This is a genomic window from Flavobacterium facile (assembly GCF_036321945.1).
Taxonomy (GTDB): Bacteria; Bacteroidota; Bacteroidia; order Flavobacteriales; family Flavobacteriaceae; genus Flavobacterium; species Flavobacterium facile.
The window spans coordinates 174,323-196,074 of the sequence record NZ_JAZAYT010000033.1 but is presented as its reverse complement, the minus strand read 5'-3'; the positions used below and the strand labels follow the sequence as shown (position 1 = coordinate 196,074).

Annotated in this window: 22 protein-coding genes; 14 read left to right on the top strand and 8 right to left on the bottom strand. The window is 30.3% G+C overall.

All coding sequences use genetic code 11. The annotated features are described in order from the left end of the window. Window positions 1-17: 17 nt before the first annotated feature. The 3 genes from UEQ13_RS09950 to UEQ13_RS09940 form a co-directional block, all read right to left on the bottom strand. Window positions 18-1,841: a M56 family metallopeptidase gene (locus tag UEQ13_RS09950; RefSeq protein ID WP_329806200.1), complete on the bottom strand. Its 1,824-nt coding sequence runs from the start codon at window positions 1,839-1,841 to the stop codon at window positions 18-20. Between the two features lie 2 nt (window positions 1,842-1,843). Beyond that, entirely contained in the window at window positions 1,844-2,203 is a 360-nt protein-coding gene (locus UEQ13_RS09945; RefSeq protein ID WP_329806199.1) for a BlaI/MecI/CopY family transcriptional regulator, read from the bottom strand. A 65-nt stretch (window positions 2,204-2,268) separates the two neighbouring features. After that, the gene (locus UEQ13_RS09940) at window positions 2,269-3,501 is read right to left on the bottom strand and encodes an MDR family MFS transporter (RefSeq protein ID WP_329806198.1); all 1,233 of its coding nucleotides are present in this window, start codon (window positions 3,499-3,501) and stop codon (window positions 2,269-2,271) included. Between the two features lie 42 nt (window positions 3,502-3,543). On the opposite strand from UEQ13_RS09940, the gene UEQ13_RS09935 reads away from it, so the two are divergent. Then, window positions 3,544-4,215, top strand: a complete 672-nt coding sequence (locus UEQ13_RS09935) for a TatD family hydrolase (protein ID WP_329806302.1) — start codon at window positions 3,544-3,546, stop codon at window positions 4,213-4,215. A gap of 11 nt (window positions 4,216-4,226) precedes the next feature. Then, window positions 4,227-4,940, top strand: a complete 714-nt coding sequence (locus tag UEQ13_RS09930) for a tRNA threonylcarbamoyladenosine dehydratase (protein ID WP_329806197.1) — start codon at window positions 4,227-4,229, stop codon at window positions 4,938-4,940. 42 nt (window positions 4,941-4,982) lie between these two features. Here UEQ13_RS09930 and UEQ13_RS09925 read toward each other — a convergent pair whose 3' ends face one another. The 4 genes from UEQ13_RS09925 to UEQ13_RS09910 form a co-directional block, all read right to left on the bottom strand. Further along, a complete protein-coding gene (locus UEQ13_RS09925; RefSeq protein WP_329806196.1) occupies window positions 4,983-5,366 on the bottom strand; it encodes a hypothetical protein in 384 nt (127 codons plus the stop codon). Between the two features lie 5 nt (window positions 5,367-5,371). After that, window positions 5,372-6,322: a phosphoribosylaminoimidazolesuccinocarboxamide synthase gene (locus UEQ13_RS09920; RefSeq protein ID WP_329806195.1), complete on the bottom strand. Its 951-nt coding sequence runs from the start codon at window positions 6,320-6,322 to the stop codon at window positions 5,372-5,374. Between the two features lie 103 nt (window positions 6,323-6,425). Next, window positions 6,426-6,890: an IS200/IS605 family transposase gene (gene tnpA, locus UEQ13_RS09915; protein WP_329806194.1), complete on the bottom strand. Its 465-nt coding sequence runs from the start codon at window positions 6,888-6,890 to the stop codon at window positions 6,426-6,428. Between the two features lie 338 nt (window positions 6,891-7,228). Beyond that, window positions 7,229-8,179 (bottom strand): PhoH family protein, encoded by a 951-nt coding sequence (locus tag UEQ13_RS09910; RefSeq protein ID WP_329806193.1) that lies wholly within the window; start codon window positions 8,177-8,179, stop codon window positions 7,229-7,231. A 108-nt stretch (window positions 8,180-8,287) separates the two neighbouring features. On the opposite strand from UEQ13_RS09910, the gene UEQ13_RS09905 reads away from it, so the two are divergent. From UEQ13_RS09905 to UEQ13_RS09850, 12 genes are all read left to right on the top strand, one after another. Next, window positions 8,288-9,118 carry an SAM hydrolase/SAM-dependent halogenase family protein gene (locus UEQ13_RS09905; RefSeq protein WP_329806192.1) on the top strand — a complete coding sequence of 277 codons (831 nt, stop codon included), beginning with the start codon at window positions 8,288-8,290 and terminating at the stop codon, window positions 9,116-9,118. A 49-nt stretch (window positions 9,119-9,167) separates the two neighbouring features. Next, complete coding sequence (locus UEQ13_RS09900) at window positions 9,168-9,464, top strand: putative quinol monooxygenase (RefSeq protein WP_091312118.1); 297 nt, start codon at window positions 9,168-9,170, stop codon at window positions 9,462-9,464. A gap of 239 nt (window positions 9,465-9,703) precedes the next feature. Beyond that, entirely contained in the window at window positions 9,704-10,429 is a 726-nt protein-coding gene (gldF, locus tag UEQ13_RS09895; protein WP_166126386.1) for a gliding motility-associated ABC transporter permease subunit GldF, read from the top strand. Continuing rightward, complete coding sequence (gene gldG, locus UEQ13_RS09890) at window positions 10,429-12,114, top strand: gliding motility-associated ABC transporter substrate-binding protein GldG (RefSeq protein WP_329806191.1); 1,686 nt, start codon at window positions 10,429-10,431, stop codon at window positions 12,112-12,114. The genes gldF and gldG overlap by 1 nt, the downstream gene beginning before the upstream one ends. A gap of 70 nt (window positions 12,115-12,184) precedes the next feature. After that, on the top strand, window positions 12,185-13,303 hold the full coding sequence (dnaN, locus tag UEQ13_RS09885) for a DNA polymerase III subunit beta (RefSeq protein WP_166126381.1): 1,119 nt from the start codon (window positions 12,185-12,187) through the stop codon (window positions 13,301-13,303). A 777-nt stretch (window positions 13,304-14,080) separates the two neighbouring features. Continuing rightward, window positions 14,081-15,481, top strand: coding sequence for a tRNA uridine-5-carboxymethylaminomethyl(34) synthesis GTPase MnmE (mnmE, locus tag UEQ13_RS09880; RefSeq protein ID WP_329806190.1), 1,401 nt, complete (start codon window positions 14,081-14,083; stop codon window positions 15,479-15,481). 148 nt (window positions 15,482-15,629) lie between these two features. Beyond that, entirely contained in the window at window positions 15,630-16,760 is a 1,131-nt protein-coding gene (locus UEQ13_RS09875; RefSeq protein WP_329806189.1) for a site-specific integrase, read from the top strand. Between the two features lie 3 nt (window positions 16,761-16,763). Further along, window positions 16,764-17,600: a hypothetical protein gene (locus tag UEQ13_RS09870; protein WP_329806188.1), complete on the top strand. Its 837-nt coding sequence runs from the start codon at window positions 16,764-16,766 to the stop codon at window positions 17,598-17,600. 104 nt (window positions 17,601-17,704) lie between these two features. Continuing rightward, window positions 17,705-17,995 carry a helix-turn-helix transcriptional regulator gene (locus UEQ13_RS09865; protein ID WP_329806187.1) on the top strand — a complete coding sequence of 97 codons (291 nt, stop codon included), beginning with the start codon at window positions 17,705-17,707 and terminating at the stop codon, window positions 17,993-17,995. A 94-nt stretch (window positions 17,996-18,089) separates the two neighbouring features. Next, the gene (locus UEQ13_RS09860; RefSeq protein ID WP_329806186.1) at window positions 18,090-19,283 is read left to right on the top strand and encodes a VapE domain-containing protein; all 1,194 of its coding nucleotides are present in this window, start codon (window positions 18,090-18,092) and stop codon (window positions 19,281-19,283) included. Window positions 19,284-19,498: 215 nt separating this feature from the next. Beyond that, window positions 19,499-20,356 (top strand): toprim domain-containing protein, encoded by an 858-nt coding sequence (locus UEQ13_RS09855; RefSeq protein WP_329806185.1) that lies wholly within the window; start codon window positions 19,499-19,501, stop codon window positions 20,354-20,356. 140 nt (window positions 20,357-20,496) lie between these two features. Beyond that, on the top strand, window positions 20,497-21,126 hold the full coding sequence (locus UEQ13_RS09850) for a BfmA/BtgA family mobilization protein (RefSeq protein WP_329806184.1): 630 nt from the start codon (window positions 20,497-20,499) through the stop codon (window positions 21,124-21,126). Between the two features lie 10 nt (window positions 21,127-21,136). Here the strand turns inward: UEQ13_RS09850 and UEQ13_RS09845 are convergent, their stop codons facing one another. Then, window positions 21,137-21,664: a hypothetical protein gene (locus tag UEQ13_RS09845; RefSeq protein WP_329806183.1), complete on the bottom strand. Its 528-nt coding sequence runs from the start codon at window positions 21,662-21,664 to the stop codon at window positions 21,137-21,139. Window positions 21,665-21,752 lie beyond the last annotated feature (88 nt).

The following is a 21,752-nucleotide window of genomic DNA, read 5'->3' as shown; positions in this document are numbered from 1 at the left end:
TCTTTTTTTATTTTATTTTATTTTGTTGTGAAGTAAATTGAATATCCTACTTGAACATCGTCTTTAAACATTTTTAAAACATTAACAGATTTTAAATTTTTATGTTCATAATTGTAAAACATGTCTTTATGAAATTGCTTATCATTAATAAAGATTTTATTTTTTGAATCATTTAAGTTAATTGATGGATAACTAGGAATTTTTAACATGTAACCATTAATTAATACACAACCATCGCCGTTAGCTAATTCAAAATATTTTTTCTCAGGATTTTCAGGAACTGCTTTTAATAACTTTGGATCATCGGTAAAAGTTGTTTTTCCATTTAACACATAAACGCCATCTTTACCTTTTTCACCAAATTTTTCAAGACCTTCTTTTTCATTATAAATCGTTGTTTCTCCATCTGTGATTATAGATTTATGTACAATTTCAGAACGTCTCATTTCTTTTCCGTTTACAATAAATAAGGGATCTTTTTCATTTTTTTTTGAAACTTTTGTCGATTTAGCTTGATTAAGTATTGCATCAACTTGCTTCCAATCTCCACTTTTTACAATAGTTTTCTCTGAATTAATTTCATCTTCCACAACAACTGTAACGGAATCAATTTTTCCTTTCATTCTTTTTGTACCATTTGGATAAAGTAATTCTTCTTTATCCAAAATTTCTACAGTTTCATTACCATTATTCTTAGCAATTTTAATTGCAAATTTGCCTATTGGAGAATCTCCGTGAACAATATGATTTATTTTTTGACCTTCTTTTGTCTTTATTGTAACATTAATAGCTGTTATCTCATTTTCTGAATTTCTTTTAACATCAGTAATAACAAGTGTTAAATGATGATTTTTATCAATTTCTTTAACATAATTTTCAATAGTGCTATCGTCATACTGCTTTTCAAAAACATATAAGAAACTCTCAGTTGCTTTTTTAGTTTGCTCTTTAGATTTTTTCTCTTGTGCTATAGTTTCAATTTGAAATAAAAGCATAAAACCTGTTAATAATGGAACTACTAAAATGTACTTCCAAATGTTTTTCCTTTTTGATTGATTAGTGTTTAACATAATGATTCGTTTTTTGATTGATGATTGATTGAATGTATTGATGATTGTAATATTTGATGATTGAGTTGTAATTTTTAACATGGTTTTTTGATAATATTCTTTATCTGAAACTTGTTGAATAGCGAAACTATCAGCTAAAAATTCTAAATTTTGTACGATACTTTTACGGTACAACCAAACGATTGGATTGAACCAAAATAAGATAATAAAAAACTGCGCTAACAAGGTATCGAAACTGTGTTTTTGCATAGAATGTGCTTCTTCATGTTTGATTATGTTTTGTAATTCAATTGGATTGATGAGTTCCGAATTGAAAACTATATAATTAAAAAATGAAAAAGGCGTTTTAACTAAATTCGAATTGATATAAACCAATTTATCCTTTTTTTCCGAATTAGATACTTTGATGATTTTAAACAACTTGAAAAAATCGAATACTGTTTTAATCAAAAACCCAAAACAAATGATTCCGTATACTAAAAACAAGATTTCTTGATTAGTTAATATAGGTTCTTGTACGATTTCATTAGAGATTTGAACCATTTGCGGCACATTGTTTTCAATAGAATTACTTAGCACTTCCTTTACTTCATAATATTCAATTTTAGTAAAAGTTACAAAAGGCAATACTAATGAAACGAATAATCCTGAAAGCAAAAACCATCTCGAATGTTTGTAAAACGTTTCTCTAGAAAGTGCCAATTGGTAAACCAAATAAAACAATACGAATAAAGCATTGACTTTTAATATGTAGATGAAAACGGTTTCCATACCTATTTCTTTTTCTCGATGATGTTTAAAATCTCACGAAGTTCGTCTGCTGAAATTTTTTCTTCTTCAGCAAAAAACGAAACCAAATTTTTGTATGAATTACCAAAGTAATTCTGAATAGCCGTTTTCATAAAGGTTTTTCTGTATTCTTCAATATCCACAGTTGGATGATATTGATGCGTATTTCCATACACATTATAAGAAACATATCCTTTTTCTTCTAAATTTCTGATAATTGTAGAAAGTGTATTATAGTGTGGCTTGTCTTCAGTAAACTCCGCCAAAACATCTTTTACGAAAGCTTTTTTTAGCTTCCATAAAATGTGCATCACTTCTTCTTCTTTATTGGTTAACTTTTGCATAACTATATTTTTGTTACACAAACTTATAACTATATTTTTAGTTACACAACTATTTTTATAGTTATTTAACTACTTTTAACGTTTAGCTTTTCTTTTTCCACTAAATTGAAAACGTAAATTCCAATTAAAGTCCCAATAAAACCTAGTGATCCCATTACTAACCAATTCGTTTGATAACCATATTTATCAATAATAGTCATTCCTATTTTAGCACTTAAAATATGCGCTAAACTATAACTCATAGCAAAAATTGCCATGTATCGACCTTGATGATGTTTGGGAGCACGACTCAAAGCAAAAGCATTTGAAAACGGAAAGTTGAACATTTCTGCGAAGGTCATAAACAACATCATTATTAGTAAAATTCCAGCCCAAGTGTTTACTAGCATTAAGAATAAACTAATAGTCATTAAGAAACAACCTAAAATAATTACTTTCAGTTTGTCTTTTTTGTTCTTTTCGATATAGTTCACAATTGGCATTTCTAAAAAGAAAACCAATACACCATTTAAAGTCAATAACAAACCGGTTTGTAGTTCGGTTAACCCGAATTGTTCTCTGTGATAAATTGGAATTGTCGTAAACAATTGGAAAAACATAATTCCAACAATTAAGGTTGATGCTAAAAACAACCAATATATTTTATCTTTAAAAACTGATTCTACCAAAACGTCACCAGGATGTTCTTTATCTAAATACGTAGATTTTTTCTTCTCTTTTACTTTAATCCAAAATATTAAAATTGCAATTATACAAGTCAATCCGTCAACCCAAAATAAACCTTTGTAACCGATATTCATAATAATTAATCCTCCTAAAGCTGGACCGGCAGCAAATCCTAAATTAATCGCTAAACGCACTAAAGTTAGCGCTCGAGTTCTGTTTTCTGGCTTCGCATAAGCACCTAAAGAAACGAACATTGCTGGTCGAAACATATCAGAAACCGCCATAATTAGGAACATACTAATACATAAACCGTAAAATGAAGTAACAAATCGTAATCCAAAAAACATCAGACCACTAACAAGTAAACTAAATATCATAATTTTATAAAACCCAATGGTATCTGATAGCTTTCCGCCTAACCAAGAACCCAACATAGAACCTATACCAAAAAAGACCATTATGGTTCCCACTTGCGATAACGAAAAATGTAAATCTTCGTGCAAGTATTTGGACAAGAATGGCAAAACCATTGTTCCAGCTCTGTTGATAAAAGTAACAAGTGTAAGTATCCAAACTTCACGAGAAAAACCCTGAAAGTTAGAAATGTAGTTGCGAAATGCTTTCTGAATCATAATAAAATATCTGATACAAATTTAGACAAATAACTTGTTAAAATATGTTATTTTTGTGAAAACAATTTTATGAAATTTGTTAATTTACACACTCATTTTTATACGAATTCTGATTCAATTTTAGAAATTGTAAATCAATATCCGAAGGATTTTTCAGAAGAAATTCCGCTATATTCTATCGGAATTCACCCTTGGCATATTGACGAAAACCGTTTGGAAGATGATTTAAAAATAGTTAAAGAAAAACTTTTAACAAAAGAATGTATTGCATTGGGGGAATGTGGATTAGATAAGCGTATAGATAAAATCTATAGTACTCAAATAGACGTTTTTGAGTCGCAACTTGACCTTTTACACGAAATTTCAAAGCCTGTAATCTTGCATTGCGTCGCTTCCTTTGACGAAGTAATTTCATGTAAAAAAAACAGCGGACTCACCTCCCCTTTTATCATTCATGGGTTTTCAAAAAATGTTCAAGTGGCTAGGCAATTATTGAATCAGGATTTCTATTTATCTTTTGGAAAATACTTACTTCGAAATCCAGAATTAGGAGAAGTGTTTCAACAAATTCCGAATGAAAAAATTTTCTTAGAAACAGATACAATTGCGGAAAGTTTGGAAGAAGTTTATACTTTTGCAGCAAAATGTAAAAACATCTCAATTGAAGAAATGAAGGAAATTGTTTGGAAGAATTACCAAACCGTTTTTAAATAAAAGTAAAAGTTATGGCAAAGTGGCAAGAAAGAGCAGAGTTATTATTTAAAGAAGAAGGCTTAAATAGATTAAAAGATTCCAACGTATTAGTTGTGGGTTTAGGTGGCGTTGGTTCGTTTGCAGCTGAATTTTTAGTTCGTGCAGGCGTAGGAAAAATGACAATTGTAGATGGAGACACTGTTGATATCACAAATATTAACCGACAATTACCAGCTTTACATAGCACAATTGGACAACCAAAAGTTACTGTTGTGGCGAATAGATTAATGGATATCAATCCAGAATTGAAGTTAACTTGCGTGGAAGAATTTTTATCTCCAGAACGTGCTTTAGAAATTGTAACCCCAGATTTCCACTATGTTTTAGATTGTATTGACAGTATAACTCCAAAATTAAATTTAATTATTGCAGCGAAACGCAAACGTGTAAAAATCATTTCATCGATGGGTGCAGGTGGAAAAATGGAAGTTTCTAAAGTAAAAGTCGCAGATATTACAAAAACAGAGAATTGTTTTTTAGCTAAAACGATTAGAAAACGCCTTAAAGAGCATAAAATTGATAAACTAAAAGTGGTTTTCTCTTCTGAAATTCAGGACGAAAGTAGTTTAAAGATGACAGACGGTTCTAACTACAAAAGATCCTTTTATGGTACAAATAGTTGGATGCCCGGACTTTTTGGCTTACACGCCGCAGAAACGGTCGTAAAACACTTGATTAAGGAATAAAAAAAGGCTGGTTTTAGAAACCAGCCTTTTTTTATTTATAATTTATATGTCTTTTTTATATTGTTCCAACTTTTTAACATCACCACCATAATTATAAAATTCAACTTCAATAATGCAACATGAACTAAATTTCAAGCGGTTTTTATATTTTACTACTTTAACTATATTACATTTCATTTTTTTAGCAAGCACTTTCGCTCTTTCAAAATTTGAATCACAATCGCAATTATCAGTAAAACCGGTATCACCATATTTAGCTTGACCAATTCTAACAGCAGTTGGTGGTATTTGATGATATAAATCTAATATTGCAACATCATCAACTAATAATAACAAATTACTTGTGTCAACAAAAGTCGATTTTACTGCCGGAGCACATCCAAATAAAACAATTAACAGAAATAGGGAACTTAACTTTTTAATCACAATAATTATTTTGCATTCAAGTACGCTTGAACATTATTAAAAATACGTTCTTCAATATTTGAAATGTCGCTTTTTACGAATTTTTCTCCTAAAATATTTTCGAATAATTCGATATATCTTTCAGAAACGGAAGCAACATATTCTGCATTCATTTCTGGAATTTGTTGTCCTTCTTTACCTTGAAAACCATTTTCAATTAACCAACGACGTACAAATTCTTTAGACAATTGCTTTTGTTCTTCGTTATTATTTTGTCTTTCTTGATACCCTTCAGCATAAAAATAACGAGAAGAATCTGGCGTATGAATTTCGTCAATTAAAACGATTTTACCGTCTTTCGTTTTTCCGAATTCGTACTTCGTATCCACCAAAATTAAACCTCTTGATGCGGCGATTTCTGTTCCTCTTTGGTATAAATCTCTTGTGTATTTTTCTAAAACTAAATAATCTTCTTCTGTAACAATTCCGTTAGCTAAAATCGCTTCACGAGAAATATCTTCATCGTGTGAACCATTATCTGCTTTAGTTGTTGGCGTTATAATTGGTGTTGGGAATTTATCGTTTTCTTTTAAACCTTCTGGCATCGTAACACCACAAATCGTTCTTTTTCCTAAAGCATATTCACGAGCAGCGTGTCCAGATAAATATCCACGAATTACCATTTCCACTTTAAAAGGTTCACATAAATGCCCGACAGCTACATTTGGATCTGGAGTCGCAATTAACCAATTTGGAACAATATCTTGTGTTAATTGCATGAATTTTGTTGCAATTTGATTCAATATTTGTCCTTTATACGGAATTCCTTCAGGTAAAACGACATCAAAAGCAGAAAGTCGGTCTGTAGCAATCATAACTAATAAATCGTCATTGATGTTATAAACTTCTCTTACTTTTCCTCTGTAAACGGATTTTTGACCTGTAAAATTAAAATTTGTTGTAGTAATAGTGTTCATTTTGTTGTGTTGTTTATTCTAAAATAATTTTAGAATCTGTTGTTGTGGTGCAAAAGTAGTTGTAATTATTTATATTCAAAAGTAAAATTATTGGAAATAATATTTAAATATCAATCCACTCAAACAAATATTTTTCATCATATTCGATTGCGAATTTCTGTAAAAAATCTAAATATTCTTCTTTGAATGTTTGTTTTGTATGATGTTGCTTTTGATTATTAATATACTTAACCACATGATCAATATGACTCTGACTGTATGAAAAAGCTCCAAAACCTTCTTGCCAATGAAAATTTGATGCAGTCAGTTTTTGCTCATTTATAAAACTATTAGAAGCTTTTTTAATTTCTCTAACTAAATCAGACAAATTACAACTAGGTTTCATTCCAATAAAAATATGAATGTGATCTGGCATCCCATTTATCGCAATTAATTTTTGACCTTTATTCTGAATTATTCCTGTAATATATTTATACAAATCATCTTCCCATGATTGGTGAATCATTGCTTTTCTGTATTTAACTGCAAAAACAACTTGAATATATATTTGTGAAAACGTATTTGGCATGGCGTATAAAAATAAATGGTTTGGATTATAAATTTTGATTTTGGCGATAAATATTTGATTCGGTCTAGAAATATGTGATTCCGATGGAATCGATTCTGTTTGTGTGAATTGTTTTGTGTTAAAATATATGATTCCGCTGGAATCAATTCTGTTTGTGTGTAATATATTGCGTATATTTTTGGCTATAAATATATGATTCCGCTGGAATCAATTCTGTTTATCATATTATTTTACTTTATCAAACAAATGATTCCGGAGGAATCACACATTTCTAGAATCATATATTTATAAAAAAAAAACCATCAGGTTTTGATACGACCTCAGAGAGGTCGCACCCTCTAATCATTATTCTCAATACTTTTATAAGCGTTAATAACTGCTTTCACTAATCTGTGACGTACAATATCTTTATCATCTAAATATAAAATTCCAATTCCATCTACATCTTTTAATACTAAAATAGCTTCTTTTAATCCGGAAATGGTTCTTCTTGGTAAATCCACTTGTCCAGGATCACCATTGATGATAAACTTGGCGTTTTTTCCCATACGCGTTAAAAACATTTTCATTTGCGAATGAGTGGTATTTTGTGCTTCATCTAAGATTACAAAAGCATTATCTAAAGTTCGTCCACGCATAAAAGCCAATGGCGCAATTTGAACAATTCCTTTTAAAATATAATCTTCCAAAGTTTGAGGCGGAATCATATCGCGTAACGCATCATACAAAGGTTGCATGTAAGGATCTAATTTTTCCTTCATATCACCAGGTAAAAAACCTAAATTTTCCCCTGCTTCTACTGCTGGTCTGGTTAATATAATTCGTTTGACTTGCTTTTCCTTTAACGCTCTTACCGCTAAAGCTACAGCCGTGTATGTTTTACCAGTTCCGGCCGGTCCAACAGCAAAAACCATATCATTTTTATTTACAAAATCGACTAACTTCTGTTGATTTGGCGTCATCGCTTTTATCAACTTTCCACCTAATCCATGAACTAAAATTTGATCGCCTTTAGGCATTTCACCTGTTTGCTGTGCATCGCCTTCAATTACTCGCATAATTACATTGTCGTCAATGGTATTAAAACGGGTAAAATGCATCATTAACCTTCGGAAACGCTTTTCAAATTCATCTAAAACCTCAGCTTCGCCAAATGCCTTCAAAACCGTACCTCTGGCAACAATTTTCAATTTTGGATAGTACTTTTTAATTGTCTCTAAATGACTGTCATGTGCGCCCCAAAAATCTTTAGGTGCAATGTTTTCTAGTTCAATAATTCTTTCGTTCAAAGGCTATAAATTTAAATTGTTTTAATTCTGTAAAAAAAAGATTAGTTTTGTATCACTCAAATATAGCAAAAACAACTATTCCATTTCAAATAAGTTATAAACAATAAAATGTCAATAATTACTCTTACTACAGATTATGGTCTAAAAGATCATTTTGCGGGAATTTTAAAGGGTAAGATATTCTCCATTTTGCCTGAAACCAATATTGTAGACATCACACACACCATTGACAAGTTTAACGTTTTGGAAGCCAGTTATTTACTTACCGTTTCTTATGCTCATTTTCCAAAAGGTACTGTTCACGTTGTTTGCGTGGATGCCTCAAGAAACGCAGATACCTTTCATATTGCAATGTTATATGACGGGCATTATTTTATTGGTGCAGATAATGGCATTTTTGGTGGATTAACCAGTAAATTAAATGCTGAAAAAATTGTTCAAATCAATATTCACGACAGATTAATCAACGGTTCTAGCGATTTAGATGTTTTTGCAACTGTAGCTACTCATTTAGCTAAAGGCGGAGAAATGAATGTCATTGGCACACCACTTTCTGAAATTAAAAAAATGAATGTTTTGGTACCGATTGTGGAACAAAATGCAAAATCTATTCGTGGAAATGTGGTTTATATTGACGATTTTGGAAATTGTGTAACCAATATTTCTAAAAGTTATATTGAAGAAATTGCAAAAGGACGACATTATTCCGTTCGTTTTTCATCGCATATTATTAAAAAAGTTAAAAATAATTATTCCGATTTTAAAGATAATTCATCTGCAGCTTTGAATGCAATGTCTGGAAATGAAATCGCCATTTTTAATCAAGATAATTTCTTGGAAATTGCGATTTACAGAAGCAACCCTTCTCGTTCTGGTTCCGCACAAACTTTATTGGGTTTGAAAATACAAGATGTGGTTATTGTTGAATTTACGATTTAAGATTTGGGATTTACGATTTGGGATTTACGATTTAAAAAATTAAAAAAATATGTTTGTAAGAATAGTGAAATTAACGTTTCAAGAAGATAAAATAGACGCATTTTTAGCGAATTTTGAAGAAATTAAGCATCAAATTAGAAATTTTGAAGGAAATGAATTTTTAGAATTGTATCAAGATAAACAAGACGCCCGAATTTTCTTTACTTACAGTTATTGGAAAGATGAAGACGCTTTGGAAAAATATAGAAAATCGGCACTTTTTAATGAGGTTTGGACGTATACTAAAACACTTTTTGATGGCAAACCAGAAGCGTGGAGCGTAAATAAATTGGCAACTTTAACATAAAAGTTAAAGAGCCACGAATTCACTAATTTTAAAATTTACAAATAGCAATGATTAGAATCGACGATGTCGATAATTAATTCGAATAAAATTAAAATTATCAAAGTAACATTCGAAAATTCGTGGTGAAAAACAACAATACAAATAGGCATATTTAAATTAAAGTTTTAAGTTTCAAGTTAATCCTTTACTTTTGCGAAAAACAAAACAATTTTTAAACGTTTCAAACGTTAAACTAGTATATGAAAGCACTTTTATTACGTGAAATAAAATCCTTTTTTGGTTCGCCAATTGGTTATTTAGTGATAGCCATTTTTCTGTTATTGAACGGATTATTTCTTTGGGTTTTTGATGGAGATTTTAATATTCTAAACTCGGGCTATGCAGATATGAGTCCGTTTTTTAAATTAGCTCCTTGGATTCTTATTTTCCTTATTCCAGCAGTAACGATGAAAAGTTTCTCAGACGAAAAAAAACAAGGAACTTTAGAAATCCTATTCACCAAACCATTAAGTCTTTGGGAAATTGTAAACGGAAAATTTTTAGGCGCTTTTATTTTAATTCTAATTGCGATTATCCCTACTCTTTTTTACGTGTTTATCGTTTCAAGTTATACAGCAGCACAAAGCACTTTCGATTACGGTAGCACCATTGGTTCGTATTTCGGATTGTTGTTTTTAATTGGTGCTTATACTTCTATCGGTGTTTTCACTTCTACCCTTTCAGACAATCAAATTGTAGCCTTTATTGTTGCGGTTTTCTTATGCTTTTTCTTCTATTTTGGTTTCGACGGATTATCTAATTTATTTGGAGGTTTCAGCAACATTATCAAAACATTAGGAATGGATTTTCACTTTAAAAGTATGAGTCGAGGTGTATTAGACACACGAGATATTATTTATTTCATAAGTATCACAATCTTGTTTTTAGCTGGAACAGTGTATCAACTTAAATCGCTTAAATGGTAATGAAGGAAGTTCAAAAAAATAGTTTAAAAAAATTAGGATTCTTAGCCATAGGTTTATTTCTATTAAACTTTGCGAGTTATTATATTTACAAGCGTTTCGATGTTACGCAAGACAAAAGATATACGCTTTCTGAAACCACTAAAAAAATTATTGATGGTGTCGATTCGCCGTTAATCATTGATGTGTTTTTAGAAGGGAATTTCCCTGCCGATTTCAAGAAGTTACAAACGGAAACCCGTCAGTTATTAGAAGAATTCTCCGCTTATAATTCAAACATCACTTTCCAATTTGTGAATCCGATTGAAAAAGAAGAAGAACGTGTGGAAGTCATGAAAAAATTCTTCGACAAAGGTTTAACACCAATCAATGTTTCTGTTGAGGACAAAGGAAAACAAACACAAGAAGTCGTTTTTCCTTGGGCTTTAGCTAATTACGGAGATAAAGGTGCGAAAGTGCAATTACTGAAAAACTTAATGGGTGCTTCTACCGAGAAAAAAGTAGAAAGTTCGGTACAACATTTAGAATATGCTTTCGCGGAAGCTATCAATAAAATTTCAAAAGAAAAACAACGTAAAATTGCCGTTATTAAAGGGAATGGTGAATTAGACGATATTTATATTGCGGATTTCTTAAAAACCATTCGTGATAATTATTACATCGGACCAATTACTTTAGATTCTGTAGCTTCACAACCCGAAGCAACTCTAAAAGCCTTAAATGTTTACGATTTAGCCATTATTGCGAAACCAAGAGAAAAATTTACCGAACCAGAAAAACAAGTGTTAGACCAATTCATCATGAAAGGTGGAAAAACGCTTTGGTTAGTGGATGGTACAACTGCAGAAATGGAGCAATTGTACAATGAAACGGGTACGACTTTAGTTGCAGGTAACGATTTGAATTTGACAGATATGTTCTTCAAATACGGATTCAGAATTAATCCGCAAATGATTAAAGACGAATACGGAACTCCCATAAAATTAGCTTCTGGAAATGAAGGTAGCGAAAGCCAAATGGAAACCTATAACTGGAGAATGTCACCCTTTATTTACCCGGCTTCAAAACAACATCCCATTGTAAAAAATACAGACGGTGTGAAATTCGAGTTCTGTTCGCCAATTGAATTATTAAAATCTGACGTTAAAAAGACGATTTTATTAGAAAGTTCTCCGTATTCAAAAGTTATTGGAACACCAACAACGGTTTCTTTGGAAATGATTGCAGAAGAAACTACTCCGAAAGATTATGCTGGTGGCGGATTAATTCCTGTTGCGGCTTTGTTAGAAGGTTCTTTTACCTCAATGTATAACAATCGTGTGTTACCTTTTAAAGTTGCTAAATTTTTAAAGAAAAGTGTCTCAACAAAAATGATTGTGATTTCTGATGGTGACGTAATTAAAAATCAATTAGACAAAGGTGCGCCTATCGAATTAGGGTATGATAAATACACAGGACAATATTTTGGAAACAAAGAATTTATCTTAAATAGCGTAAATTACCTTTTAGACGACAACGGACTTATTAACATTAGAAGTAAAGATGTAACCTTAGCACTTCTAGATAAACAGAGTGTTCACGACAATTACAGTCAAACACAAATGCTAACGGTAGCGTTACCTATTGTATTATTAGGAATCTTCGGATTTTTATTTACCTATTTGAGAAAGAAGAAATACAACCGCTAGTTGTTGATAAGTATATTTTTAGATTAAGCAGTAACCCATTATATTTGTAAAGCAAAAAAAATAGATGATGATGAATTTTATAGTATCCAGTTCGTATTTATTAAAACAATTACAAGTTTTAGGAAGCGTTATTAATAGTAACAACACTTTACCTATTCTTGATAATTTTTTATTTGAATTAGATAACAATCAATTACACGTTTCAGCTTCTGACTTAGAAACTACTATGTCGGCAAGTTTAGAAATTGAATCCAACAGTACAGGAAGTGTTGCGATACCAGCAAAACTTTTGTTAGATATTTTAAAAACGTTTCCAGAACAACCTCTTACTTTTACAGTAGAAGAAAACAATACGGTAGAAATTAGCTCAAACTCTGGTAAATACGCTATTGCTTATGCAGCTGGCGAAGAATTCCCGAAAGCAGTAGCTTTAGAAGATCCATCAACAACAGTTATTCCTGCAGAGGTTTTGGCAACAGCAATTGGAAAAACTATTTTTGCTACAGGAAACGACGATTTACGCCCTGTTATGAGTGGTGTATTTTTCCAATTTTCTACAGAAGGATTAATTTTCGTAGCGACGGATGCTCATAAATTAGTAAAATATGCTCGTGCAGATGTGAAAGCGTCTCAAAGTGCAGAATTTATTATGCCTAAGAAACCTTTAAACATTTTAAAAGGAATTTTAGCAACTTCAGATGCAGAAGTAAAAGTAGAATACAACGATTCTAATGCAACGTATTCTTTTGAAAACTACGTATTAACATGTCGTTTAATCGATGGGAAATATCCAAATTACGAAGCGGTTATTCCTAAAGAGAATCCAAATAAATTAATCTTAAGTCGTGTTACTTTTTTAAACTCGGTTCGTCGTGTGGCTATTTTTGCTAACAAAACTACGCACCAAATTCGTTTAAAAATTGCTGGTACGGAGTTGAACATTTCTGCTGAAGATATTGATTATTCAAACAAAGCAGATGAGCGTTTAACTTGTGATTACCATGGTGACGATTTACAAATTGGTTTCAACTCACGTTTCTTAACAGAAATGTTAAACAATTTAACCAGTGACGAAATTCAATTAGAAATGTCATTACCAAACAGAGCCGGAATTCTTACTCCTATTGACGGATTAGACGAAGGTGAAACTGTTACTATGTTGGTAATGCCAGTTATGTTGAATAACTAAAATTAGAGTATACATAATAGAAAGAAGAAATACGTTTCTGAATTCGAAATTATATATAACTAACCTAACTACTACTATAAACCACAAAAGCTGAAAAGTGATTGTGGTTTTTTTTTGCACTATTATGGTTACTGAGATGACGCTGATTAGAATGGATTTTACTGATTTTTTTTAATTCGAGAAATTCGATAATTCGTGGCAGAAAAAATCAACGCAACGTTTGTCATGCTGTAAGCATCTCGCGCAAACCATGGAAAAACTGTATCAAGTATAACGTAAGATTATTTCAGGATGACAAGTTTGTGGTTACGTTGTGGCGAAAATTGATTGTGAGATTCCTCTAAGGTCGGAATGACATGATTGTGGAAGTGGTTTACGTGAGATCCTTTAACTTCGTTGAATCTTCGATTTCAGGATGACAAGTTTGTGGTGATTGGTTTGTGGTAATTGGCACGCAGATTTAAAGGATTGAAATGGATTTAACTGATTAATTTTAATTCGAGAAATTCGATAATTCGTGGCAGAAAAATTTACCATCAAGTTTGTGGTTACGTTATGCTGAAAAAGTAATTATGAAAACAAAAAGTTCTATAATAGACCCGATAGGAACGGCATCTCCCGATTTTTCATCGGGAATATAGTGGATAGCGGGACAACTCCTGTTTTGAAAACAAATTGTCTTCTTCTAAAAACTTTTCACCATTCACCATTCACCATTCACTATTCACCATTCACTATTCACTAAAATAACTATCTTTGCATTTCAAAACCCAAAATATGATTCCACACGAAACCATAGTTGCTTTGGCTACACCTTCTGGTGCGGGAGCGATTGCTATTATTAGATTATCAGGCGCTGATGCGATTGCCATTGCAGCTGAAGTATTTGAATCGATTTCGGGAAAAGACATTAGTAAGCAAAAAACGCATACGATACATTTAGGGCATATTGTGGATGGAACTAAGGTTTATGACCAGGTTTTACTTTCCATTTTTAAAGGTCCGAATTCGTATACGGGTGAAAATGTGGTGGAAATTTCATGTCACGGTTCTGTTTTTATTCAACAACAAATTATACAATTATTACTTCGTAAAGGTGCGAAAATGGCACAAGCTGGTGAATTCACCTTAAGAGCCTTTTTAAACGCTAAATTAGATTTATCGCAAGCAGAAGCTGTGGCTGACTTAATCTCGTCGGATAACGAAGCCAGTCACCAAATAGCGATGCAACAAATGCGTGGCGGATTCAGTAATGAAATTGCTAAGTTGCGTGAAGAATTATTAAACTTCGCTTCTTTAATTGAATTGGAATTAGATTTTGCAGAAGAAGACGTAGAATTTGCAGATAGAACCGCTTTTTACGAATTATTAACGCGAATTGAATTTGTGTTAAAACGATTAATTGACAGTTTTGCGGTGGGTAATGTGATTAAAAACGGAATTCCAGTTGCAATTGTGGGTGAACCAAATGTCGGGAAATCGACACTTTTGAACGCTTTATTAAACGAAGAACGCGCCATTGTTTCAGACATTGCTGGAACGACTCGTGATACCATTGAAGACGAATTAGTCATTGACGGAATTGGTTTCCGCTTTATTGATACGGCTGGAATTCGTGAAACAAAAGATGTGGTAGAAAGCATCGGAATTCAGAAAACCTTTGAAAAAATTGAACAAGCGCAAGTAGTTTTATATTTGTTTGAAAGTTTAAAGTTTCAGGTTTCAGGTTCGGAATACATTAATGAAATTGAAAAAGTTAAAAATAAATATCCGCTGAAAACTTTATTAGTGGTAATTAATAAAGTGGATTTATTAACGAATGACCAAATTTTAAACATTCAGCAACAACTTGAAACGTTAAACGTAAAACTTTTACCTATTTCTGCCAAACAAAAAACAGGAATTGACGAACTTAAAAATCAGTTGTTATCTTTCGTAAACACTGGTGCTTTACGTAATAATGAAACCATCGTAACCAACACACGTCATTACGATTCGTTATTAAAAGCATTAGAAGAAATTCAGAAAGTACGTTTTGGATTAGACAACAATATTTCTTCCGATTTTATGGCTATTGATATCCGACAAGCATTATTCCATTTTGGAGAAATTACAGGTCAAGTATCTAACGATGAGTTGCTTGGTAATATTTTTGCGAACTTTTGTATCGGGAAATAATTTAACTTTTCTTTAGTTTCCTTTGTGTTCTTTTGCTTGACTGTCAATAAATTAAGAGTATTTACGCTTGTTTTTGATTTCTCATATGTATACATTTGTTTCATCTAATGTACACCTTCAAACAAAAAAGGTGTAAAAATGTACACCTATGAAAATTACACTTAAAAAGAAAAAACTTAAAAATGATAAACTTAGTCTTTACCTTGAATACTACAAAGGTTCCCAACTTGATAAAGAGGGAAAGCGAATTCATATACGGGATTTTGAATATTTAAAACTTTATTTACATCAAAATCCTAAAACTGCTACTGAAAAGAAAGAGAATAAAGAAACTGAAATAACTGCTGAAAAAATCTTTTCTATTAGAAAAGCTGAATTTTTTCAGGGAAAATTTGATATTAAAAACACTTCAAAATCAAAGAGATGTTTTCTCGATTTTTTCATTGAAAAAGCCGAAGAAAAAATTAATTCACCTAAAAACTATGGTAATTGGACTGCTACTTTAGTGCATTTAAAAAAATGCATAAATCCAAATTTACAATTTGAAGAAATCGATGAGAATTTTATAAAAAAAGTTCGCAATTATTTTGACCAAGAAGCTAAAACAAAAAGTGATACCCCTTTATCATTAAACTCAAAATATTCATACTTCAACAAATTTAAAGCGTGCTTAAGAGCCGCTTTTGACGAAGGCTATCTATCAATCAACTATGCGTCAAAAGTAAAATCATTTGAACAAGCTGAAAGTCAAAGAGAATATTTAACACATCAAGAATTACAAGCTTTAGCTAGTACTAATTGCAAATATGAAATTGTAAAAAAAGCATTTATATTCTCTTGTTTATGTGGATTACGATGGTCTGATATAAATAAATTGGTTTGGTCTGAAGTGAGAGACGAAGATGATGATGTAAGCAAATTAAATTTTATTCAGCAAAAAATTGACGGTGTTGAATACTTATATATTTCAGCTCAAGCTCGAAGTCTCTTAGGAGAAAGGCAACTTCAGTCAGAAAGAGTTTTTAAAGGTTTAAAGTATAGCGCTACTTATAATAATGAAATTGTCAAATGGTGTAATAAAGCCGGAATTTCAAAACACATCACTTTCCACAGTGCCAGACACACAAATGCGGTTCAATTACTTGAAAATGGAGCCGATATTTATACGGTATCAAAACTATTGGGACATAGAGAAATAAGAACAACAGCTATTTACGCTAAGATCGTTGACAAAAAAATGAAAGAAGCTGCTAACTTAATTCCTGAATTAAAATTTTAAAAAATGAAAAAAATAATAAATCAAAACAGAATTTGGATAATCTCTTTATTACTAATTTTCATTATCCATATTTACTTTTTTTACTCAGACAATACCTTTTTAGCTTACTATATTTTATCTATAATTTTTATAAAATCTGTAATCTTAACCTACTTTATATCAAGGATAGTAAAGTTATACGTCAAGAACTTTATTTATTTCATGTTCAATTCAAGAAATAAATCTTATGATAAAATGGTTGAAAGACCAAGATTAGCTATACACATTACATTACTACCCATAATATTATCATCAATTTTATTTTTTGCTGATTCCTATTCCAAACTAAATGATAATTATAATACTGAATTTTTCAAACAAGTAATTCTTATTTTCTTATTTTTAATTTCTTCAAGAATATTGATTTTAAGTTGGTCAGAAAGTTTTAAAACAAAAATTATTCCTGAAATTGAAACCAAACTTGATGAAATAAATTATGATTTTAAAATTGATTTATCTAAAGTAGTTTTAGAAAAAACCTTTGACATACTAAAAGAAAATAATTTAATTAAAAACATAAACGACCTTGAAGCAATTCCAAATAAAGAAAAATTCATTGATATTCTTGTTTCTGGAAAATTACCTGAACAAAGGCTATTTAAATTAGAATTAGACAATATTCAAACAAAATACTTACACGAAAAAATACAGATGAATAGTAAATCATTTACATTAAATAAATTTTTGGCTATTTTCGGAAACAAAAACATTAGTGTTACTGCAAAATCAATTTCATCATCATCAAGTAAATCTGAATCAACTAGCCCAAAAAATATTGAAATTTTAAATCAACTTTTTTAATAGGTTAGCATTTTAAAAAATAAGGTTAACATTGTTAATCTATCAACTTTTAAAATTCTGTCCATCCTTTCCTTTGCTTTCATAATCTTAAAAAAAAGACAACAATGGAAAGCAACGATGTAATCTTAAAAAAGCTAAATCAATTAGAAATTTTAATTGTAAGCACAGCAAAACAAATTTTAACTGTAGAAGATTTAATTAACTACACTGGTTTCTCACGCAGTTATATTTACAAATTGGTTCATAAGAGCATAATCCCCTACTCTAAACCAAATGGTAAAACACTATTCTTTCAAAAGAATGAAATTGACGAATGGTTATTACAAAATAAATCAAGCTCAATATCTCAATTAGAGCAAAAAGCGAATAGTTACACTACAACTTTCAGAAAGTAAAAAAGCACAATTGAATTCGCCGTTCAATTGTGCTTATATTTTGTATATCTCTTTGTATATCTGCGTTGCAAATATACAATAATTCTTTTATTGTATGAAGAACAAATCACAAAATGTGCTGTATCAGTCTGATATAGCATCAAATACCATATTTGATAGAATTATCAAATACATCAATTCTAAATATAGAATTCGGTTCAATACTATTTCGTTAGACTATGAAATAAATATTAGCGGAAATGATAATTGGGAGTCGTTAAATCTTAATTCGCTCTTAATTGAGTTAACCAGGAATAACATAGAAACCAATTATAATAAGCTCGAAATTTTAATCAAATCTAACCTTATTGAACGATATGATCCTATCAAAGAATATTTTTTAGAGTTGCCAAAATGGAATAATCAAGTTGATTACATCAAAAAGCTTGCTTCTTATGTAAAAACTAATGATGATGAAGCATTTGCCTATCATTTGAAAAAATGGTTTGCGAGAGCGGTTATTTGTGCTTTTGAAAAAGATAAAATAAACAAACATTGTCTTGTTCTCGCAAATGGTGACCAACACGCTGGTAAATCAACCTATTTCCAAAAATTCATTCCAAAAAAGCTGTCTAATTACATTGCTGAAGATATAGGAACCGACAAGGATTCTAGGGTTAAGATGTGTAAGAACCTAATCATTAACCTGGAGGAATTATCTGTTATTGGAAAAACTGAAGTAAACTACTTGAAATCTCTAATCAGTAAGGTTTTCATTAACGAACGTCTTCCTTACGAACGCAGAGCTGAAAATCTACCTCGTATTTGCTCTTTTGTAGGCTCTACAAATATGGTTGATTTTCTTACTGATGAAACTGGTTCTGTTAGATGGATTATTTTCGATGTTATTGGAAGAATAGACTTCAATTATTCCAAAGAAATATTGATTGATGATGTTTGGTCACAAGCTTATTATTTGGCTTATCATGACAAAGACTTTGAACCGGAATTAACCCAGCAAGATATTATTGATAATGAAAAGAGAAATGAAAAATATACCAGTCTGACAATTGAGCAAGAAATGGTAATTAAATATTTCGAAAAAACGGATAATTTAAGCCATTTCAATACAGCAACCGAGATAATGACAAAACTAATTCCACTTGGATTAAAACTCAATAGAGAAAGAATTGGCAAAGCATTAAGTGGATTTAAATTTAGTAGAATTAAGCACCCACAAAAGCAAGTATACGGATATTTAGCAAAACCAAAATTTAATATTAGTCCTGTTGAAATAATGAATAATTAAAAAACCTACTTACCTAACTTACCTACTTACCAAAACCCATATAAATCAAGCCTTTTCTAAGGTAAGTATATATAAATTAACCTACCTATACTTACCTTAAATAATAGGTAACAAGGTAACCAATAGGTAATTTTAAAAATTATTGTAAACAATTGATTTTACTCATTTAGGTAAGTAGGTAGGCAAAATCGGTAAATACTTAGATAAAACTAAAAATGAATATAGAAAAAGCAAAGCAAATTCCACTAGAATTAGTGCTCGAAAAAATGAATTATGTACCATCAAAAACTAACGGATTTGATAAATTTTATTATAGCCCTTTTCGTGACGAAAGAACCGCATCTTTTAAGATTAATACTAAAATTAATATGTGGTACGATCATGGACTTCAGAAAGGCGGAAACATAATAGATTTTATTGCAATTAAATTCAATTATACGATTCCGGAAGTTTTAAAATTCTTAGAAAATTATTCAAATGAATCTATTTTTTCTTTTCAAAAGCAAAAAAATATTGTATCCAATTTTAGTGAATCTGAAAGTAAAGTAAACATAATTAAAGTAATTGAAATACAACATTTTGCTTTAAAACAATATTTAGAAAATAGAAAAATTTATCATTACGAAAATGAATCAAATTTAAAAGAGGTGCATTATGAAATAAATGGAAAAAAATATTTCGGAATTGGATTCCAAAATCGTAGCAATGGATTTGAAATTCGTTCCAAATATGCAAAAATTTGCATTGGAAAAAAAGACATTACTTTAATTGTAAAAGGTGATAAAAACAAAAAAAATATCCGAATATTTGAAGGTTTCACTGACTATATTTCTTTTAAACATTTAAAAAAAAAATCAAGTGATTATTTAATTCTTAATTCAATAGCAATGATAAATCGTTGTGATGAAATTTTATCAAACTATGATGAAATTGAGCTTTATTTTGATCAAGATGAAGCAGGTAGTTTATACACAAAATCAACTCTCGAAAAATTTAAAAATGCAAAAGATTGTAGGGAATTCTATAAGGACTTCAAAGACTTAAATGAATGGCTTATTAATACTCATTTATAAGGGTGGTTTAAGTTACGCAAGAAGAAATGGAGTTACACTCAATTTTGTAAGTAAATACGACATTAGTTTTTTGAATCTTACGGAAATAATACGGAAATATAACTTAATTAATTTATAATCAACAATTTAACAATACGGAAATGAAAAAAATGACACAAAATAAAGACATCCGTTTATCGGGAACTTTAGCAGACAGATGGGTAACATTACAAAATAGATTTGGTTACAAAACCAATATTCATTTAATTGAAGATATGATGTATTTTTTTGAAACAAATCCAGTAAATCCAAAACAAAGTTTTGGTGGACTTTTGAAAAAATTAGAAGATAAAATGATTGAATTTAATTCAGATAATAATAGAGTTATTGCAATTGTGCGTAACATTGAAAAGAATAAAATTGATTCAATCTATAGATATATAAGTGGAGAAGTTACGGGTGATTTAAGAGCAATAAAAAAGAGAATATTGCTTTCAGATGAGTTTAAAAAACCTACAGAAAATAATCATGAAATTCAAAAAGAGGCTGAAGATAAAGTTACAAAGTTGCTTACAGATAAATATGAAAAAAAACTAAATGATAGTAGAAATGAATACATGAACTTAAAAAAAGAACAGGATAATATTAGATTAGAAAATGCCAGAATTTTAAACAAACTTACTAAATTAAGTAAAATTTACTCTGTTGAAAAATCAACTTTTAGTTCAAAAAATAAAATTGTTTTCGAAATGAGTGAAAGTGAATTTTTAGAATTAATTTCTTTGAAATAATATTTTAAATTTATTTAAGCGGTAATTTTTTTGTAGTGTAAATTTTCAAAATGGATTTGTATTCTTGTTCTGAAATCTGAAAAAATATTGAAAATTTAGATTCATACAAATCAACGAAATATAATTTGAAATAGATAAGAATAAACATATTCAATTGATTGTCTGATTGATAATAAAGTAACATTTTTAAGAACTCAGCTTGAATATTATCAGGCTTATTTTTGAATTGTTTTTCAATTTCCATTGCGAAAAAAAACAATAATACATCATAACTATTTTTGTCGTCTAATATGGTATCAATGATTTCTCCTCTATCTTCATAGTCCAGGTTAAGTAATTGAATTTTAAATATGTCAATTAATTTTGAATTCAGGACTTCGTCAGTTGATGCACCAGTTTTGTTGCTCTCAATAAAATTTTTAGATAGATTTACAAGCCCTGGACTAAAGTCTGGACTATTAAAATCTTGAAACAATAAATAGTTTAGAATTTTTTGAAAAGCAGTTTTACTGCTTTTTTTTGTTGCTTTTTCTTTCATAAGTACCAAAAAAATGCGTGAAGCAATAGCCAACCGACACAGAGGTACTAGGAGACCCAACATCCAGAAGACTACGCCCACGCAAGTA

What these genes read in the sequence shown, in the direction of transcription:
- UEQ13_RS09945 (WP_329806199.1), bottom strand. Translation starts at nt 2,203, where the DNA reads ATGCAAAAGTTAACCAATAAAGAAGAAGAAGTGATGCACATTTTATGG.
- UEQ13_RS09920 (WP_329806195.1), bottom strand. Translation starts at nt 6,322, where the DNA reads ATGAACACTATTACTACAACAAATTTTAATTTTACAGGTCAAAAATCC.
- dnaN (WP_166126381.1), top strand. Translation starts at nt 12,185, where the DNA reads ATGAATTTTATAGTATCCAGTTCGTATTTATTAAAACAATTACAAGTT.
- UEQ13_RS09845 (WP_329806183.1), bottom strand. Translation starts at nt 21,664, where the DNA reads ATGAAAGAAAAAGCAACAAAAAAAAGCAGTAAAACTGCTTTTCAAAAA.
- gldF (WP_166126386.1), top strand. Translation starts at nt 9,704, where the DNA reads ATGAAAGCACTTTTATTACGTGAAATAAAATCCTTTTTTGGTTCGCCA.
- UEQ13_RS09875 (WP_329806189.1), top strand. Translation starts at nt 15,630, where the DNA reads ATGAAAATTACACTTAAAAAGAAAAAACTTAAAAATGATAAACTTAGT.
- tnpA (WP_329806194.1), bottom strand. Translation starts at nt 6,890, where the DNA reads ATGCCAAATACGTTTTCACAAATATATATTCAAGTTGTTTTTGCAGTT.
- UEQ13_RS09940 (WP_329806198.1), bottom strand. Translation starts at nt 3,501, where the DNA reads ATGATTCAGAAAGCATTTCGCAACTACATTTCTAACTTTCAGGGTTTT.
- UEQ13_RS09860 (WP_329806186.1), top strand. Translation starts at nt 18,090, where the DNA reads ATGAAGAACAAATCACAAAATGTGCTGTATCAGTCTGATATAGCATCA.
- UEQ13_RS09950 (WP_329806200.1), bottom strand. Translation starts at nt 1,841, where the DNA reads ATGGAAACCGTTTTCATCTACATATTAAAAGTCAATGCTTTATTCGTA.
- UEQ13_RS09930 (WP_329806197.1), top strand. Translation starts at nt 4,227, where the DNA reads ATGGCAAAGTGGCAAGAAAGAGCAGAGTTATTATTTAAAGAAGAAGGC.
- UEQ13_RS09855 (WP_329806185.1), top strand. Translation starts at nt 19,499, where the DNA reads ATGAATATAGAAAAAGCAAAGCAAATTCCACTAGAATTAGTGCTCGAA.
- UEQ13_RS09900 (WP_091312118.1), top strand. Translation starts at nt 9,168, where the DNA reads ATGTTTGTAAGAATAGTGAAATTAACGTTTCAAGAAGATAAAATAGAC.
- gldG (WP_329806191.1), top strand. Translation starts at nt 10,429, where the DNA reads ATGAAGGAAGTTCAAAAAAATAGTTTAAAAAAATTAGGATTCTTAGCC.
- UEQ13_RS09870 (WP_329806188.1), top strand. Translation starts at nt 16,764, where the DNA reads ATGAAAAAAATAATAAATCAAAACAGAATTTGGATAATCTCTTTATTA.
- UEQ13_RS09905 (WP_329806192.1), top strand. Translation starts at nt 8,288, where the DNA reads ATGTCAATAATTACTCTTACTACAGATTATGGTCTAAAAGATCATTTT.
- UEQ13_RS09865 (WP_329806187.1), top strand. Translation starts at nt 17,705, where the DNA reads ATGGAAAGCAACGATGTAATCTTAAAAAAGCTAAATCAATTAGAAATT.
- UEQ13_RS09850 (WP_329806184.1), top strand. Translation starts at nt 20,497, where the DNA reads ATGAAAAAAATGACACAAAATAAAGACATCCGTTTATCGGGAACTTTA.
- mnmE (WP_329806190.1), top strand. Translation starts at nt 14,081, where the DNA reads ATGATTCCACACGAAACCATAGTTGCTTTGGCTACACCTTCTGGTGCG.